14 protein-coding genes are annotated in these 14,870 nt (G+C 71.6%); 6 read left to right on the top strand and 8 right to left on the bottom strand.

Going from position 1 to position 14,870, the window contains the following annotated elements; all coding sequences use genetic code 11:
• Window position 1: 1 nt before the first annotated feature.
• Both QF032_RS25765 and QF032_RS25770 read right to left on the bottom strand, forming a co-directional pair.
• Window positions 2-601: a DUF1003 domain-containing protein gene (locus QF032_RS25765; protein WP_307045699.1), complete on the bottom strand. Its 600-nt coding sequence runs from the start codon at window positions 599-601 to the stop codon at window positions 2-4.
• On the bottom strand, window positions 591-1,886 hold the full coding sequence (locus tag QF032_RS25770; RefSeq protein WP_306949425.1) for a magnesium transporter MgtE N-terminal domain-containing protein: 1,296 nt from the start codon (window positions 1,884-1,886) through the stop codon (window positions 591-593). Before QF032_RS25770 ends, QF032_RS25765 begins: the two co-directional genes overlap by 11 nt.
• Window positions 1,887-2,147: 261 nt before the next feature.
• Between QF032_RS25770 and QF032_RS25775 the strand changes: the two genes are divergently transcribed.
• Window positions 2,148-2,897, top strand: a complete 750-nt coding sequence (locus QF032_RS25775) for a hypothetical protein (RefSeq protein ID WP_306949424.1) — start codon at window positions 2,148-2,150, stop codon at window positions 2,895-2,897.
• A gap of 36 nt (window positions 2,898-2,933) precedes the next feature.
• Here QF032_RS25775 and QF032_RS25780 read toward each other — a convergent pair whose 3' ends face one another.
• Both QF032_RS25780 and QF032_RS25785 read right to left on the bottom strand, forming a co-directional pair.
• On the bottom strand, window positions 2,934-3,494 hold the full coding sequence (locus QF032_RS25780) for a hypothetical protein (RefSeq protein ID WP_307045702.1): 561 nt from the start codon (window positions 3,492-3,494) through the stop codon (window positions 2,934-2,936).
• 23 nt (window positions 3,495-3,517) lie between these two features.
• The gene (locus tag QF032_RS25785) at window positions 3,518-4,648 is read right to left on the bottom strand and encodes a magnesium and cobalt transport protein CorA (protein WP_307045704.1); all 1,131 of its coding nucleotides are present in this window, start codon (window positions 4,646-4,648) and stop codon (window positions 3,518-3,520) included.
• A gap of 490 nt (window positions 4,649-5,138) precedes the next feature.
• Here QF032_RS25785 and QF032_RS25790 point away from each other — a divergent pair, with 490 nt between their 5' ends.
• Window positions 5,139-5,723, top strand: a complete 585-nt coding sequence (locus QF032_RS25790; RefSeq protein WP_307045706.1) for a suppressor of fused domain protein — start codon at window positions 5,139-5,141, stop codon at window positions 5,721-5,723.
• 67 nt (window positions 5,724-5,790) lie between these two features.
• Here QF032_RS25790 and QF032_RS25795 read toward each other — a convergent pair whose 3' ends face one another.
• On the bottom strand, window positions 5,791-7,014 hold the full coding sequence (locus tag QF032_RS25795; protein WP_307045708.1) for an MFS transporter: 1,224 nt from the start codon (window positions 7,012-7,014) through the stop codon (window positions 5,791-5,793).
• 170 nt (window positions 7,015-7,184) lie between these two features.
• Here QF032_RS25795 and QF032_RS25800 point away from each other — a divergent pair, with 170 nt between their 5' ends.
• The 3 genes from QF032_RS25800 (at window position 7,185) to QF032_RS25810 (ending at window position 9,598) form a co-directional block, all read left to right on the top strand.
• Window positions 7,185-7,826, top strand: a complete 642-nt coding sequence (locus tag QF032_RS25800; protein WP_307045710.1) for a DUF6758 family protein — start codon at window positions 7,185-7,187, stop codon at window positions 7,824-7,826.
• A gap of 177 nt (window positions 7,827-8,003) precedes the next feature.
• A complete protein-coding gene (locus QF032_RS25805) occupies window positions 8,004-8,861 on the top strand; it encodes a PHP domain-containing protein (RefSeq protein WP_307057658.1) in 858 nt (285 codons plus the stop codon).
• 131 nt (window positions 8,862-8,992) lie between these two features.
• On the top strand, window positions 8,993-9,598 hold the full coding sequence (locus tag QF032_RS25810; protein WP_307045714.1) for a MarC family protein: 606 nt from the start codon (window positions 8,993-8,995) through the stop codon (window positions 9,596-9,598).
• A gap of 78 nt (window positions 9,599-9,676) precedes the next feature.
• Here QF032_RS25810 and QF032_RS25815 read toward each other — a convergent pair whose 3' ends face one another.
• Window positions 9,677-9,829: a hypothetical protein gene (locus QF032_RS25815; RefSeq protein ID WP_107105381.1), complete on the bottom strand. Its 153-nt coding sequence runs from the start codon at window positions 9,827-9,829 to the stop codon at window positions 9,677-9,679.
• Between the two features lie 195 nt (window positions 9,830-10,024).
• On the opposite strand from QF032_RS25815, the gene QF032_RS25820 reads away from it, so the two are divergent.
• Complete coding sequence (locus tag QF032_RS25820) at window positions 10,025-10,921, top strand: NYN domain-containing protein (protein ID WP_307045716.1); 897 nt, start codon at window positions 10,025-10,027, stop codon at window positions 10,919-10,921.
• A 64-nt stretch (window positions 10,922-10,985) separates the two neighbouring features.
• On the opposite strand, the gene QF032_RS25825 is transcribed toward QF032_RS25820, so the two are convergent.
• Both QF032_RS25825 and QF032_RS25830 read right to left on the bottom strand, forming a co-directional pair.
• Window positions 10,986-11,861 carry an alpha/beta fold hydrolase gene (locus QF032_RS25825; protein ID WP_307050306.1) on the bottom strand — a complete coding sequence of 292 codons (876 nt, stop codon included), beginning with the start codon at window positions 11,859-11,861 and terminating at the stop codon, window positions 10,986-10,988.
• 190 nt (window positions 11,862-12,051) lie between these two features.
• Window positions 12,052-14,496: a DEAD/DEAH box helicase gene (locus QF032_RS25830; protein ID WP_307057660.1), complete on the bottom strand. Its 2,445-nt coding sequence runs from the start codon at window positions 14,494-14,496 to the stop codon at window positions 12,052-12,054.
• Window positions 14,497-14,870 lie beyond the last annotated feature (374 nt).

Genomic DNA, 14,870 nt, shown 5'->3' on the forward strand with positions numbered 1-14,870 from the left:
GTCACCGGTCGTCTACGTCACGTCCCCGCGACCGTTCTGCCGGGAATACGGCATGTTCGTGACGCCCGTCCCGCCGTTCCTCCAGCTCCTTGACCATGTCCTGGAGCTCGGAACGGATCCAGTCCCGGGTGGCGACCTCGCCGAGACCGATCCGCAGGGCGGCGATCTCCCGGGTCAGATACTCGGTGTCGGCGATGGACCGCTCGTTCTGTTTGCGGTCCTGTTCCAGATTGACCCGGTCACGGTCGTCCTGCCGGTTCTGCGCGAGCAGGATCAGCGGGGCCGCGTAGGAGGCCTGGAGCGAGAGCATCAGGGTCAGGAAGATGAAGGGGTAGTTGTCGAAGCGCAGGTCGCGCGGGGCGAAGATGTTCCACAGGACCCAGACGATGATGACGATCGTCATCCAGACGATGAACCGCCCGGTGCCCAGGAAACGCGCGATGCGCTCCGACAGCCGTCCGAAGGCCTCCGGGTCCCATTCGGGCAGGATCCGGTGCCGGGGCGGCCGCGGCTGGTCCAGCCGGGCCCGGTGCCGGCTGGACGCCGTGGCGCCCACCGGGGTGCGCTCGGCGCGCCCGCCGCTCTCGCGATCAGGAGTCATGCGGGCCCACCGCCTCGGTCGCGCCCTCGTCGAGGTGGAACTCGGTCTCCCGCCAGTCCTCGGGCAGCATGTGGTCCAGGACGTCGTCCACGGTCACCGCGCCCAGCAGCGAGCCCGCCTCGTCGACGACGGGGGCCGCGACCATGTCGTACGTCGCGAAGAACCCGGCGACGACCGGCAGCGCCGCGTCCGGCGCCAGGGCCTGGAGGTCGTCATCGATGATCGAGCTGACCAGGGTGTACGGCGGGTCGCGCAGCAGCCGCTGGAAGTGGACCGTGCCGAGGTACTTGCCGGTCGGCGTCTCGTCGGGCGGGCGGCAGACGTAGACCTGCGCGGCGAGCGCGGGGGAGAGGTCGCGGTTGCGCACGCGCGCGAGGGCGTCGGCGACGGTGGCGTCCGGCCGCAGGACGATCGGCTCGGTGGTCATCAGGCCGCCCGCGGTGTGCTCCTCGTAGGCCATCAGACGCCGCATGTCGGCCGCGTCCGCGGGCTCCATCAGACTCAGCAGCCGCTCCTGGTCCTGCTCCGGGAGCTCGGACAGCAGGTCGGCGGCGTCGTCGGGGTCCATGGCCTCCAGGACGTCCGCGGCGCGCTCCTCCTTCAGCTTGCCGAGGATCTCGATCTGGTCGTCCTCCGGGAGCTCCTCGAGGACGTCGGCGAGACGGTCGTCGTCGAGAGCCGCGGCCACCTCGGCGCGCCGCTTCGGCGACAGGTGGTGCAGGACGTTGGCGAGGTCGGCGGGGCGCAGCTGCTCGAAGGTGGCCAGCAGGCTCTCCGCGCCCTGCCCGTGCTCCTCCAGCGAGAACCCGGTGACCGCCGACCACTCCACGGTCAGCGTCTCGCCCTTGGCCCGCCGGAAGGCACTCGCCTTCTTGCCCTTGCGGACGAAGACCCGGTCGATCTCCCAGTCCCGGCGGGCCGGCAGCTGCTGCACCGACACGTCGAGGACGCTGACCTCCTCACCGGTCTCGACGAGCGTGACCCGCCGGTCGAGCAGCTCCCCGAAGGCCAGCCGCTCGGTCGGCCGCTGCTCGAAGCGCCGGACGTTGAGCACGCCGGTGGTGATGACCTGTCCGGACTCGATGCCGGTGACCCGGGTCATCGGCAGGAAGATGCGCCGCCGCGTGGACAGCTCGACGACCAGCCCGAGCACCCGGGGCGGCCGCCGGCCGACGCGCAGCACGACGACGAGGTCGCGCACCCGGCCCACCTGGTCGCCGTTCGGATCGAAGACGGGGATGCCGGAGAGATGCGAGACGAAGATCCGCGGGGCGCCCGCTGCCATCACCGCACCTCCTTCTCTGCACACTTGCGCACGGACATCCGCACGGGCCTCTCCACGGACTTCTCCACGGAGCGACCGTCCGTGTCGTCAGGGGTGACGCACTTCTCCCGAATGCCCGCTCGTGCGGGCTTAAGGCTAGCCCGTCCCGATCGGATACGCCCTGGTGGGCGGTCCGGACGGACTGGCTCCGCCGGTGCTCCGCGACCCCGGTACGCTGCCGTACGCCGCTCGGCACACCCCCGGAGAAAGGCGACTCTCCCTGTGACTGCGATTCCCCAGAACCGTGCGCGCCGGGTCCCGCTGGTGAGCGCGCTGTGCGCGCTGGCCGTGGGTCTGGGACTGACGGGATGCAGTGAGGATCCGGACGCGGGCACGAACGGGGTGGGCAGACTCCCCGCCCAGGAGATCCAGGCGAAGACGAAGTCGGCCGCGGGCTCGGTCGACGCGGTGCGCCTGTCGGGGAACGTGGTCACCAGCGGGCGCACGTACAAGCTCGACATGCGGCTGAAGGCGGACGGCGCCACCGGGTCGGTCACCGCCGAGGGGGCCACCTTCCACCTGCTGCGGGTCGGCGAGCAGCTGTTCCTGAAGGCCGACGCGGCGTTCTGGAAGCACGAGGACGCCGAGTCCGACGACGGCAAGGACGCGGCGGCCGGGGACAAGCTCGACGGCAAGTATGTGAAGGTGCCGACGGGCGACCCGTCGTACAAGAAGTTCAGCGGCTTCACGGACAAGGATCTCCTGCTCGACGGTCTGCTGACGCTGCACGGCTCGCTGGACACCGACGGCCACCACGAGCAGTCCGGCGTCCGCACGGTCCGCATCACCGGTGACGGCGGCTCCGGCGGCACGCTGGACGTGTCGCTGGAGGGCAAGCCGTACCCGCTGCGCCTGGAACGCGCCGGCGGGGCGGGCACGCTGAGCTTCTCGGCCTGGGGCAAGGACTTCGCTCTCGAGGAACCGGCGAAGGGCGAGACGGTGGACTACGGCAAGCAGCTCCCGACGTCGTAGCGGTGCCCTGTCAGGACGTCGCCGCCCGCCGGGCGCCTACTTCCGTCTGCGCTTTTTCAGCAGCAGCTTCGGGAGCGCGGCCGGCGCCGCCTCGCGTGTCGTGGCCGGCGTGGGAACGGGCGGCGCGGCCAGATCCCCGTCGGGCAGCGGCGAGGTGCCGCCGGTCGGCTCCAGCCGGAGCACCCGGCACTCCCGGGTCCAACGCTCCGTCATGGCCTCGCCGTCGGGTGCGTTCAGCCGCTTTCCCCTGAGCTCGGCGACGGTCGCCTCCCACGCCTCGGAGCCGGGCGTGAGTTCGACGATCCGGGCCGTCCAGGAGACCAGCCGGCCGCCCTTGTCCTTGCTGCGGACGGTGACCTCGGCCGAGCCGCCCCCGACGAGCCCCGGCAGCGGCTGCTCGCCCGGCCCGTCGCCGACCAGACAGGCCGCGCCCTCGTGCCAGACGTGCCACAGCGCACGCGCGGCCGTCTCGCCGGCGCCCCGGACCCAGACGAGGCCGGACTTCTTGGTGGCCTCCTCGACGAGTGCCCGCTCGACGAGGGCCTGGTCCCCGTGGGCCCCGTCCCCGTGGGCCCGGCCGATCAGCTCGCTAGTCATGCCGCCAGCCTAGCCGGGCGCCCTCACAGCCAGCCGTTGCGCTTCAGGGTGCGGTGGATGCCCACACACAGGGCCACCATGGCCGACATGACCACGGGGTACCCGTACTTCCAGTGCAGCTCGGGCATGTAGTCGAAGTTCATGCCGTACACCCCGCAGACCATCGTCGGCACGGCGATGATGGCGGCCCAGGAGGTGATCTTGCGCATGTCCTCGTTCTGCGCGACGGAGGCCTGCGCGAGGTTGGCCTGGAGGATCGAGTTGAGCAGTTCGTCGAAGCCGATCACCTGCTCCTGGACCCGGGCCAGGTGGTCGGCGACATCGCGGAAGTACTTCTGGATGTCGGGGTCGACCAGCCGCATCGGCCGCTCGCTCAGCAGCTGCATGGGCCGCAGCAGCGGCGACACCGCGCGCTTGAACTCCAGCACCTCACGCTTGAGCTGGTAGATCCGGCCGGCGTCCGTGCCGCGCGGGGCGCCTTTGCGGCCGGGCGAGAACACCTCCGTCTCGACTTCGTCGATGTCGTCCTGCACGGCGTCCGCGACCGCGATGTAGCCGTCGACCACGTGGTCGGCGATGGCGTGCAGCACCGCCGAGGGGCCCTTGGCGAGCAGCTCGGGGTCGTCCTGGAGGCGGTGGCGCAGTGCCCGCAGCGAGCCCTGGCCGCCGTGCCGGACGGTGATGAAGAAGTCCTTGCCGGTGAAGCACATGACCTCACCGGTCTCGACGACCTCGCTGTTGGCCGTGAGCCGGTCGTGCTCGATGTAGTGGATGGTCTTGAAGACGGTGAAGAGGGAGTCGTCGTAGCGCTCCAGCTTGGGCCGCTGGTGGGCCTGCACCGCGTCCTCCACGGCCAGCGGGTGCAGCCCGAACTCGGCGGCGATACCGGCGAATTCGGCCTCGGTCGGCTCGTGCAGCCCGATCCACACGAAGCCCCCGTCACGCCGCACCTGGCGCATGGCCTCCTGCGGGGTCGGCGCCTGGGCGAACGCGACACGGGCGCCGTCGCGGTAGACGGCGCAGTCGACGACGGCCGACGGCGTGGCCGGGTCGCGGGTGGTGTCGTAGGCGCCGTTGTCCGTACGCCCGCCCCCCTTGCGCAGGGAGGGGCGGGCGGGGCGGACGACGGCACGGAGGTCGCGGATCATCGACATGGCAGGCTCCTTCGCGACGAGCAAAGAAAGACCGCCACGACGGGTGGAACTGCCCGGAATGGGGACGTCCTGACTTGGCGTCTCCCCGACCATCGAGGCGGGGAAAGAGGTTTGGCACGTCCACAAAGCGGGGAGCACCGCTCCGTCGCGGTGGCGAGCTTCGCTACTGATTCAGCTGAGACAGATCAGGCAAAACGAAACGAAGTGCTCTTCCGCATGAAGATGAGCGCGAGAGTCGGCGACCAGCCGGAGGCGAAGAGGCCAGAGCAGTTGCGTCAGTGGTTGGAAGAGCGAGTGGTACTGCACGGGTGACTTCGATCCATGACAGCCCCACCTCCTCCAGCCGGTCCCTCGTGAGGGAGTCTCGTCTGCGTCGGGGCAAGATCGCGACGCTTCAGCGTGCTGCCCCGAACCACCGGGCCAGAGTAGCAGTCGACCGAAGTGTCAAGGTGCTGCTTTGCCGCGCACTGACGAGTTCTATGCTCGCCGCATGGCTGATGTTCTTCCTCTGGTCGAGGCCCGTCTGTGCACGGCGCTGGGCGAGCCGGACGCCCGCGCGGCGGTCACCTTCCTCGGTGCGGACCGCGTCGAGGTGCTGCGTTTCCGCGAGGGGGACATCGTCCGCTACGCCACGCTCGGCATGTCCGCGCAGCCGATGAGCGACCCCACGGCGGTGCTCGCGGACCCGGTGAAGGGCCCGCGAGCCGAACTGCTCCTGTCCGTCCGACCGGGTGACGCCGACACGGACAAGGTGCTCCGTCCGCTCGCCGTGCTCGCCGCGTCCCCGCAGGTCGAGGGTGTGGTGGTGGCGCCGGGGGCCTCCCTCGACGTGGGCGGGCCCCTGTGGCCCGGCGCTCCGTTCACCTCGGTCCTGGTCGCCGAGCCGGGCGGTCTGGTCGAAGACCTCGAGCTCGACGAGCCCCTCGACCCGGTCCGCTTCCTGCCGCTGCTGCCCATGACCCCGAACGAGGCCGCCTGGAAGCGCGTGCACGGCGCCCAGGCCCTTCAGGAGCGCTGGCTGACGAACGGGACGGACCTGCGGGATCCGTCCCGCGGGTCCGTCCCGCTCGACTGACGCTTCGTGAGGAACGTCACCAACGCGGCGTCGTCGGCAGCCGGTTGGCGACAGGGGAGCGCGGGGATCAGCCGGCGAAGACCGTGACCCCGTCCTCCGTCGCGTGCCGCGGCTCGAGTTCACGTGCCTCCGCGGTGAGCGCCCCGCGCCGGACGACGACCACGGCCGCGCCGAGCACCGCCGTCACCGCCGCCACCACGAACGGCACGTGGACGTCGGTCCACTCCTCGATCTTCGGCGCGAAGTAGGGCGCCGCCGCGGCCGCGAACCACCGCACGAAGTTGTACCCGGCGCTCGCCACCGGGCGCGGGGCGTCCGACACGCCGAGCGCCAACTCGGTGTAGACGGTGTTGTTCACGCCGATGAACGCACCCGACAGGATCGTGCACACGACCGCCGTGGTGTGGTCGCCGTAGCCGAGGAGGAGCACGTCGGCGGCGAGCAGCAGCAGCGAGCCGCCGAGCACCCTCAGCGAGCCGAACCGCTTCTGCAGTCGCGGGGCCACGAGCACCGAGGACACCGCGAGCAGCACGCCCCAGGCGAAGAACACCGCTCCCGACTTGTAGGGGGTCATGTTCAGCACGAAGGGTGTGAAGGCCAGCACGGTGAAGAACGTGTAGTTGTAGAAGAAGGCCGAGGCGGCGGCGGAGGCGAGACCGCCGTGACCGAGCGCCTTGAGCGGGTCGAGCAGCGAGGTCTTGCGGGCCGGCTTCGGCTGTTCCCTCAGGAACACCGTGATGCACAGGAAGCCGATCGCCATGAGGAACGCGGTGCCGAAGAACGGGTAGCGCCAGCTGGCGTCGCCGAGCAGTGCGCCGAGCAGCGGTCCGCAGGCCATGCCGAGGCCGAGGGCGGACTCGTACAGCAGGATGGCCGCCGCGCTGCCGCCGGCCGCCGCGCCGACGATCACGGCGAGCGCGGTGGAGACGAAGAGGGCGTTGCCCAGTCCCCAGCCGGCGCGGTAGCCGACCAGTTGCGCGACCGAGTCCGAGGTGCCGGCGAGGCCCGCGAAGACGACGACCAGGGCGAGGCCGGCGAGCAGCGTCCGGCGGCCGCCGATGCGGCTGGAGACGAAGCCGGTGACCAGCATCGCGAGCGCGGTGATCAGGAAGTACGAGGTGAAGAGCAGGGAGACCTGCCCGGCCGTGGCGTCCAGCCCCTGGGCGATGGACGGCAGGATCGGGTCGACCAGGCCGATGCCCATGAAGGCGACGACGGACGCGCCGGCCGTCGCCCACACCGCCTTCGGCTGCCGCAGGATGCTTTCGGCTCCCTCGTCGAACGGGTCCATGGTGTGTCTCACCCCTCGCAGGTAGTTGGTATATACACACAGTAAGTTAGCGCAGCTAATTAATGCAAGTTACATGTAGACCCTCGAGGGTGACCGGTTCCACAATCGGTTCCGTCCGGACGGGTGATCGTCCTTGACGTGGACGTGCTCGGGTAGGACCGTGGGGCTCTATGAGGGGCGAACCCAGTTGCCCGAAGTGTGGTGGCCGGGTCAGGGCTCCCGGACTCTTCGCCGATTCCTGGCAGTGCGATGTGCACGGGACGGTCCATCCGCTGCAGCCTGTGATCCCGCCCAGCGTCGAGGCGCTCAGTGTTGTCGTGCACCGCACCCAGGTGCCGGTGTGGATGCCCTGGCCGCTGCCGGTCGGCTGGCTCTTCACCGGCGTGACCTACGCGGGCGACGACCGCAGCGGCGGCCGCGCCACCGCGGTGGCGTGCTCCGGGCCCGGACCGCTGGGCGGCATGGGCGAGCTGATCCTGGTCGCCGAGGAGCTGGGCGTCGGTCTGGGCGCGCGCTACGCCGGCGTGGACGGGCCGGACCCGGGGCCGTACATGAGCGTCGAGAAACCTCCGCAGGCCAAGCTGCTCGCCGCCGGCCGGCCCACCCCGCTGTGGCATGTCTCGGCCACCCCCGACGACCGCGCGGTCTTCGCGGGCGAGGCGCGGGGGATGTGGCTGTGGGCGGTGGTGTGGCCCGAGCAGTCCGGACTGCTGATGTACGACGAGCTGGTGCTGACGGATCTGCGGGACGCGGGGGCGGAGGTGGAGCTGGTGCCCTGCGGGGCGCTGTCGCCGCGCCTCCTCGAGCCGTAGCGCTCCGCGTTTCGTGACGCTCCTCGGGGTCGGGGTCCGGCCGCCGCACGGCAGGGCGCTCTGCCGGGGCCGGTGCCTGTAGGGGGCGCCAGGGGGTTTCGGGTGTGACAGGGGCGGTCTGATTTCCAGCTATGCTGGAGCGTCCCCTTCCGCCCGTCCCCGACTGGAGTCCGCGTCGTGCGCATCGATCTGCACTGCCACTCCACGGCCTCGGACGGTACGGACACCCCGGCCGAGCTGGTGCGAGGCGCCGCCGCCGCCGGACTGGACGTCGTCGCGCTGACCGACCACGACACCACCCGCGGACACGCCGAGGCCGTCGCCGCACTGCCCGCCGGGCTCACCCTCGTCACCGGCGCGGAGCTGTCCTGCCGCGTCGACGGGGTCAGCATGCACATGCTGGCCTACCTCTTCGACCCCGAGGAGCCCGCTCTGCTCGCCGAACGCGAGCTGGTGCGGGACGACCGGGTGCCCCGGGCGCGCGCGATGGTCGCCCGGCTGAACGACCTCGACGTGCCCGTGACCTGGGAGCAGGTGGCCCGGATCGCGGGGGAGGGATCCGTGGGGCGGCCGCATGTCGCCACCGCCCTGGTCGAGCTCGGCGTCGTGCCGACCGTGAACGACGCCTTCACCGGGGACTGGCTGGCCGACGGCGGCCGGGCCCACGTCGGGAAGCACGAGACCGACCCCTTCGAGGCGATCCGGCTGGTCAAGGGCGCGGGCGGAGTCACCGTCTTCGCCCACCCCGGCGCGAGCAAGCGGGGGCACACCGTGCCGGAGACCGTGATCGCCGAGCTGGCCGCCGCCGGCCTCGACGGCATCGAGGTCGACCACATGGACCACGACGCGGACACCCGCGCGCGGCTGCGCGGACTGGCCCGTGACCTGGGGCTGCTGGTCACCGGCTCCTCGGACTACCACGGCAGCCGCAAGACGTGCGTGCTCGGCGAGTACACCACCGACCCCGAGGTCTACGGGGAGATCACCCGGCGGGCGACGGGTGCGTTCCCCGTCCCGGGGACCGGCGGAGTCTGAGTTCCGGCCCCGTTTCCACGTCCCCCGTGCTGCAGCTGTGCCCATCCGTTCCTCCCCCAGTGCCTATAGGGCAGCGGGGCCCCGACGGAACGACCGCCCACAGCGGTAGCCATTCTCCGCAAGGCCCAACCATGTTCGACGTCACCGTCTTCGGCTCCCTCTTCCTCACCCTTTTCGTCATCATGGATCCTCCCGGGATCACCCCGATCTTCCTCGCGCTCACCGCCGGACGGCCCGGCAAGGTGCAGAAGCGGATGGCCTTCCAGGCCGTCTGCGTGGCGGGCGGAGTGATCGCCGTCTTCGGGCTCCTCGGGCATCAGATCCTCGACTACCTGCACGTCTCCGTGCCCGCGCTGATGATCGCGGGCGGGCTGCTGCTCCTGCTGATCGCGCTCGACCTGCTCACCGGCAAGACCGACGAGCCGAAGCAGACCAAGGACGTCAACGTCGCGCTCGTCCCACTGGGCATGCCGCTGCTGGCCGGCCCGGGCGCCATCGTGTCGGTCATCCTCGCCGTGCAGAAGGCGGACGGGGCGGCGGCACAGGCCTCGGTCTGGGCGGCCATCCTCGCCATCCACGTCGTGCTGTGGCTGGTGATGCGGTACTCGCTGCTGATCATCCGGGTCATCAAGGACGGCGGCGTGGTCCTCGTGACCCGGCTGGCGGGCATGATGCTCTCCGCGATCGCGGTGCAGCAGATCATCAACGGGATCACCGAGGTCGTCCGGTCGAGCTGACCTGCGCACACGCGGACAGCAGAGCCCCCTACGGCGGTGCCGTAGGGGGCTCGCAAACCTGTAGGGGGACCCGCGCTGTTACGAGGCCGTGGGGTCGGCCGGACGGATCCACAGCCGCTGCCCGATGGCGGCGGCCTGCTGAACGATCCGGTTGACGGAGGCGGCGTCCACGACGGTGCTGTCCACGGGGGTCCCGTCGACGTCGTCGAGTCGCATGATTTCGAAGCGCATGGCTTCTCCCTTCGTCTGGTCATCCTCCTGAGGAGAACTACTTGGTTACGTAGGGAGTCAACGGCATGCGTGTTACAAACATTCCCTACGCTAAAGAAATTTTTCGAACGACTAATTACTAGCGAGTAAGGGAGCTTGCGTCGACTGAACGGGACCGGTTGTGTTCGCAGCGTGACCACCGGGACAATGGAGGCGATGAACGACGACCTCCCGGCACTCGCCGCCCGCATCGACCGCACGAACGAGCTGTTGATCCGCATGCTCGTCGAGGTGGCCAAGACGCCCTCGACCCACGCGATCTTCGTCGACGCGGGGTACCTGTACGCGGCGGCGGGACGTCTGGTGGCCGGGACGGAGGACCGCCGGGCCTTCGACCTCGACGCCGAGGGTCTGATCGAGGCGCTCATCGACCGTGCCCGCTCGATCTTCGCCGACAGCCGACTTCTGCGGGTCTACTGGTACGACGGCGCCCGGCGGCGCATCCACACCTCCGAGCAGCAGTCCATCGCCGAACTGCCGGACGTAAAGGTGCGGTTGGGAAACCTCAACGCCAACAACCAGCAGAAGGGCGTCGATTCGCTGATCCGCACCGACCTGGAGTCACTGGCCCGGCACCGGGCCATCAGCGACGCGGCCCTGCTGGGCGGTGACGAGGACCTGGTCTCGGCGGTGGAGGCCGCGCAGGGGTACGGCGCCCGCGTCCACCTGTGGGGCATCGAGGCGCCGGAAGGCCGCAACCAGGCCGAGCCGCTGCTCTGGGAGGTCGACAGCCAGCGCACCCTCGACCTCGACTTCTTCAAGCCCTACGTCGCCCGGCGCGCCGCCGCGGCCTACGAGGCGGCCGGCGCGAGCCGGCCCACCCGTGAGGCCGTCCGCTTCGCCGGCGCGCAGATCGCGGCGAAGTGGCTGGCGGCGCGGGGCAGGGAGAACCTGGCCGAGCTGCTGCCGGGCCATCCCTACCTCCCCGGCTCCGTCGACCAGGACCTCCTCGTGGAAGCCGAGGGCATCCTGCAGTACTCGCTGCGCGGCCAGGCGGACCTGCGACGCGCGCTGCGGGACGGCTTCTGGGAGCACGTACAGACGCAGTACTAGCCGCTCGACCGGCAGCGCCGCCGGCTTCGGACCGGCTCTCGACCGGCTCCGGTCCGGCTCCCGGCTAGTTCCGGCGGGTGTTCGCGAGGCCGTCCCAGAAGTCGGCGAGACCGTGGGCCGTCGGCAGCGGCTGGTCCTGGTTGGGGGAGTGGTCGGCGTCCGGCACGATCGTCCGGCGCGCCCGCAGTTCCCCGGCCATCGCGTCGAGGAGGGGGATCGGCCAGGTGTCGTCCGACGCGCCCGACAGCACGTGGAACGGCAGCGGGACGGCGGCGAGCTCGGCGACCCGGTTCGGTTCGACGCACAACCGGCGTCCGGTGACCAGGAGTTGGGCCGGCTTGTGGTTCAGCCAGCGCTGCCGCATCTGGGCGGGTTTGCCGAAGCCCCGGGCCGGGCCGCCCACCTCCTCCGGCGCCCCCATCGCCAGGATGGCCTGCCAGACCTCGGCCATCGTCATCACCGCGAGCGCGTCGTGCAGCAGCTTCACGCGCTGCTTCTGGGACTCCGAGATCTCCGCCGGGCCGGAGGAGACGAGCGTCAGCGAGACGAAGGGCGAGTGGTCCAGAAGGACGGCGGCACGGGCGATCTGCCCGCCCAGGGAGTGGCCGACGAGATGCACGGGCGCGCCGAGAGCGGACGCCTGCGCGAGCACGTCACGGGCCAACTCCTCCTGGGCGTAGGGCGATTCGTCGTCCGCGGGGCCGTCGGACTCGTTCTGCCCCCGGCCGTCCACGGCGACGGTCCGGTAGCCGCGGGCGGCCAGCGGCCCGTGCAGCCGGTGGAAGTCCTCCTTGCTGCCGGTGAACCCCGGCAGCAGCAGCACGACACCTCGCTGCTCCACACCGGCGGGCACGGGCGCGTCGACCACGGCGAACGCCCCGCGCGCGGTCCGCAGCGGGTACGCGCGGGCCCCGGGGGGCGGTGGGAACACAGAGGGCACGGCGGACCCGTCGGACACGGCGGCTCGGGTGGGCACGACGGTGTCGGGCCCGGCGGGGCTGACGGGGGGCTCGGCGGAGAGGGCGGGCTCGCTGGGGTCGGTCACGGGGGGAGAGTACCGCCGGGCCGGGAAACGCCGAGGGCCCGGTCCACAGGGTGTGGACCGGGCCCTCGCGTGTGAGCTCGTCGGCTCAGCCGTCCGTCGGCTCCGCGACGGCCTTGGCGGCCGCCGTCTTGCGGGTGCGGCGCGGCTTGACGGCTTCCGTCTCCTGCGTGGCCTGGGCCGGGATGTCGGCCGTGGCCTTGCGGGTCGTACGGCGGCGGGGCTTGGGCTCCGCGCCTTCGGCCGTCTCGACGGCTACCTCGACGGGGGCCGCGGCGGCGGCAGCCACCTTGCGGGTGCGCCGCGGCTTCGCGACGGCGGCCTCCGCGACCGGCTCCGCCACGGCGGCGACCTCAACGACCTCGGCGGTCTTGGCGGCCGCCGTCTTGCGGGTGCGGCGCGGCTTGGCGTCGGCCTCGGGAGCCTCCGGGGCCTCGACGGCGGTGGCGGCAGCGGCGGTCTTGGCGGCCGCCGTCTTGCGCGTCCGGCGGGGCTTGGCCTCGGTGGCCTCGACCGTCTCCACGACGGCCTCCGCCGCGGCCGGGGCCGTCGCCGTGGACTTGGCGGCCGTCTTGCGGGTGCGGCGCGGCTTGGCCTCGGTGGCCTCGGCCGTTTCCACGACGGCCTCCGCCGCGACCGGGGCCGTCGCCGTGGACTTGGCGGCCGTCTTGCGGGTGCGGCGCGGCTTGGCCTCGGTGGCCTCGGCCGTGTCGACCGCGGCGCTCGCCTCGGCCTCGACCGGGGCGGACGCGGCGGTCTTGCGGGTGCGGCGCGGCTTGACGGCTTCCGTCTCCTGCGTGGCCTGGGCCGGGATGTCGGCCGTGGCCTTGCGGGCGGTGCGGGTGCGCGGCTTGGCCTCGGTCGCCTCGGCGGTGTCGACCGCGGTCTCGGCGGCGGCGGCCGTCTTGCGGGTGCGGCGGCGGCGCGGCTTCGACGCCTCGGTCGCGGTCGGGGTCTCCGGCGTGTCGAGGGTGGGACCCTCCGCCGTCGCCGCGGCCGTCTCCGCGACGGGCTCGACGGCTGTCACCGGGGCGACGGCCTCCGGCGCGGACCCGTTGCGGGTACGGCGGCGACGGCGCGGGGTGCGCGGGCCGGCGGCCTCCTCGGCGACGGGCGTCCGCTCGGCGGCGGGACCCTGCTCCAGTGCGGTCCCGGCGGGTGCCGCAGCCGCGTCGATGGGTGAGCCGTTGCGGGTACGACGACGGCGACGCGGCGTACGGGCCGCCTCCTCGCGGTCGTCGGAACGGTCCGCGGAGCGCTCGGAGGAACGTCCACCGGAACGGGATTCGCCCCGCCCGCCCCGGCCGCCGCGGTCACCGCGACCGCGCGCGTTGCGGCCGCCCGGCTCGCCCAGGTCCTCGAGCTCCTCCGCGTCGAGCCCGGCGCGGGTGCGCTCCGAGCGCGGCAGGACGCCCTTGGTGCCCGCGGGAATGCCGAGTTCCTCGAAGAAGTGCGGAGAGGTGGAGTACGTCTCCGGCGGGTCGCTGAACTCGAGCTCCAGCGCCTTGTTGATGAGCTGCCAGCGCGGGATGTCGTCCCAGTCGACGAGCGTGATCGCGATGCCCTTGGCGCCCGCGCGGCCGGTACGGCCGATGCGGTGCAGGTACGTCTTCTCGTCCTCGGGGGACTGGTAGTTGATGACGTGCGTGACGCCCTCGACGTCGATGCCGCGGGCGGCGACGTCGGTGCAGACGAGCACGTCGACCTTGCCGTTGCGGAAGGCGCGCAGCGCCTGCTCGCGGGCGCCCTGACCGAGGTCGCCGTGGACCGCGCCGGAGGCGAAACCGCGCTGCTGGAGCTGGTCGGCCAGGTCGGCCGCCGTGCGCTTGGTACGGCAGAACACCATGACCAGGCCGCGGCCGTCGGCCTGCAGGATGCGGGCGACCATCTCGGGCTTGTCCATGTTGTGCGCGCGGTACACGTGCTGCTTGGTGTTCGCGACGGTGCGGCCCGCGTCGTCCGGCGAGGTGGCGTTGATGTGCGTGGGCTGCGACATGTAGCGGCGTGCGAGGCCGATGACCGCGCCCGGCATGGTCGCCGAGAACAGCATGGTCTGGCGCTTCGCCGGAAGCATGTTGATGATCTTCTCGACGTCGGGCAGGAAGCCCAGGTCGAGCATCTCGTCGGCCTCGTCGAGGACGAGCGAGCGGATGTGCTTGAGGTCGAGCTTCTTCTGGCCCGCGAGGTCCAGCAGACGGCCCGGCGTGCCGACGACGACGTCGACGCCCTTCTTCAGGGCCTCGACCTGGGGCTCGTAGGCGCGGCCGCCGTAGATGGCGAGGACGCGGACGTTGCGCACCTTGCCCGCGGTCAGCAGGTCGTTGGTGACCTGCGTGCACAGCTCACGTGTGGGGACGACGATGAGCGCCTGCGGGGCGTCGGTGAGGTCCTCGGGGCGGGCGCGGCCGGCCTCGACGTCGGCGGGGACGGTCACGCGCTCGAGGAGCGGGAGGCCGAAGCCGAGCGTCTTGCCGGTACCCGTCTTGGCCTGTCCGATGACGTCCGTGCCCGTCAGGGCGACCGGGAGCGTCATCTCCTGGATGGGGAAGGGGGTGGTGATGCCGACGGCCTCGAGGGCTTCGGCGGTCTCGGAAAGGATTCCGAGCTCTCGGAACGTAGTCAGGGTGCTGCCTCTTCTGTGTACGCGGTGCGAGGCGAGCGCGGGGGTCGTGACGGACCGTGCCGGGGACGTCGGATGCCTTACGGGCGAACCGCTCACGGCAAGCCGTATGGCACGGGACCTCTGCCGACGCTCTAGCGCTCGTACCGCTGAGGGTGTCCCTCTGGCCGGCGTACGCGATGTGCCGTACGAGCCATGAGGGCTGTCGGGTCGGAGCCGATCGGGCCACCGACCGGGCATCCTCATACGTGCGGCCCGTCGAATATTCGGCAGGCGCATTACCACCA

Source organism: Streptomyces achromogenes, from assembly GCF_030816715.1.
Classification (GTDB): Bacteria; Actinomycetota; Actinomycetes; order Streptomycetales; family Streptomycetaceae; genus Streptomyces; species Streptomyces achromogenes_A.

What these genes read in the sequence shown, in the direction of transcription:
- QF032_RS25765 (WP_307045699.1), bottom strand. Translation starts at nt 601, where the DNA reads ATGACTCCTGATCGCGAGAGCGGCGGGCGCGCCGAGCGCACCCCGGTG.
- QF032_RS25770 (WP_306949425.1), bottom strand. Translation starts at nt 1,886, where the DNA reads ATGGCAGCGGGCGCCCCGCGGATCTTCGTCTCGCATCTCTCCGGCATC.
- QF032_RS25780 (WP_307045702.1), bottom strand. Translation starts at nt 3,494, where the DNA reads ATGACTAGCGAGCTGATCGGCCGGGCCCACGGGGACGGGGCCCACGGG.
- QF032_RS25785 (WP_307045704.1), bottom strand. Translation starts at nt 4,648, where the DNA reads ATGTCGATGATCCGCGACCTCCGTGCCGTCGTCCGCCCCGCCCGCCCC.
- QF032_RS25790 (WP_307045706.1), top strand. Translation starts at nt 5,139, where the DNA reads ATGGCTGATGTTCTTCCTCTGGTCGAGGCCCGTCTGTGCACGGCGCTG.
- QF032_RS25795 (WP_307045708.1), bottom strand. Translation starts at nt 7,014, where the DNA reads ATGGACCCGTTCGACGAGGGAGCCGAAAGCATCCTGCGGCAGCCGAAG.
- QF032_RS25800 (WP_307045710.1), top strand. Translation starts at nt 7,185, where the DNA reads ATGAGGGGCGAACCCAGTTGCCCGAAGTGTGGTGGCCGGGTCAGGGCT.
- QF032_RS25810 (WP_307045714.1), top strand. Translation starts at nt 8,993, where the DNA reads ATGTTCGACGTCACCGTCTTCGGCTCCCTCTTCCTCACCCTTTTCGTC.
- QF032_RS25815 (WP_107105381.1), bottom strand. Translation starts at nt 9,829, where the DNA reads ATGCGCTTCGAAATCATGCGACTCGACGACGTCGACGGGACCCCCGTG.
- QF032_RS25820 (WP_307045716.1), top strand. Translation starts at nt 10,025, where the DNA reads ATGAACGACGACCTCCCGGCACTCGCCGCCCGCATCGACCGCACGAAC.
- QF032_RS25830 (WP_307057660.1), bottom strand. Translation starts at nt 14,496, where the DNA reads ATGACGCTCCCGGTCGCCCTGACGGGCACGGACGTCATCGGACAGGCC.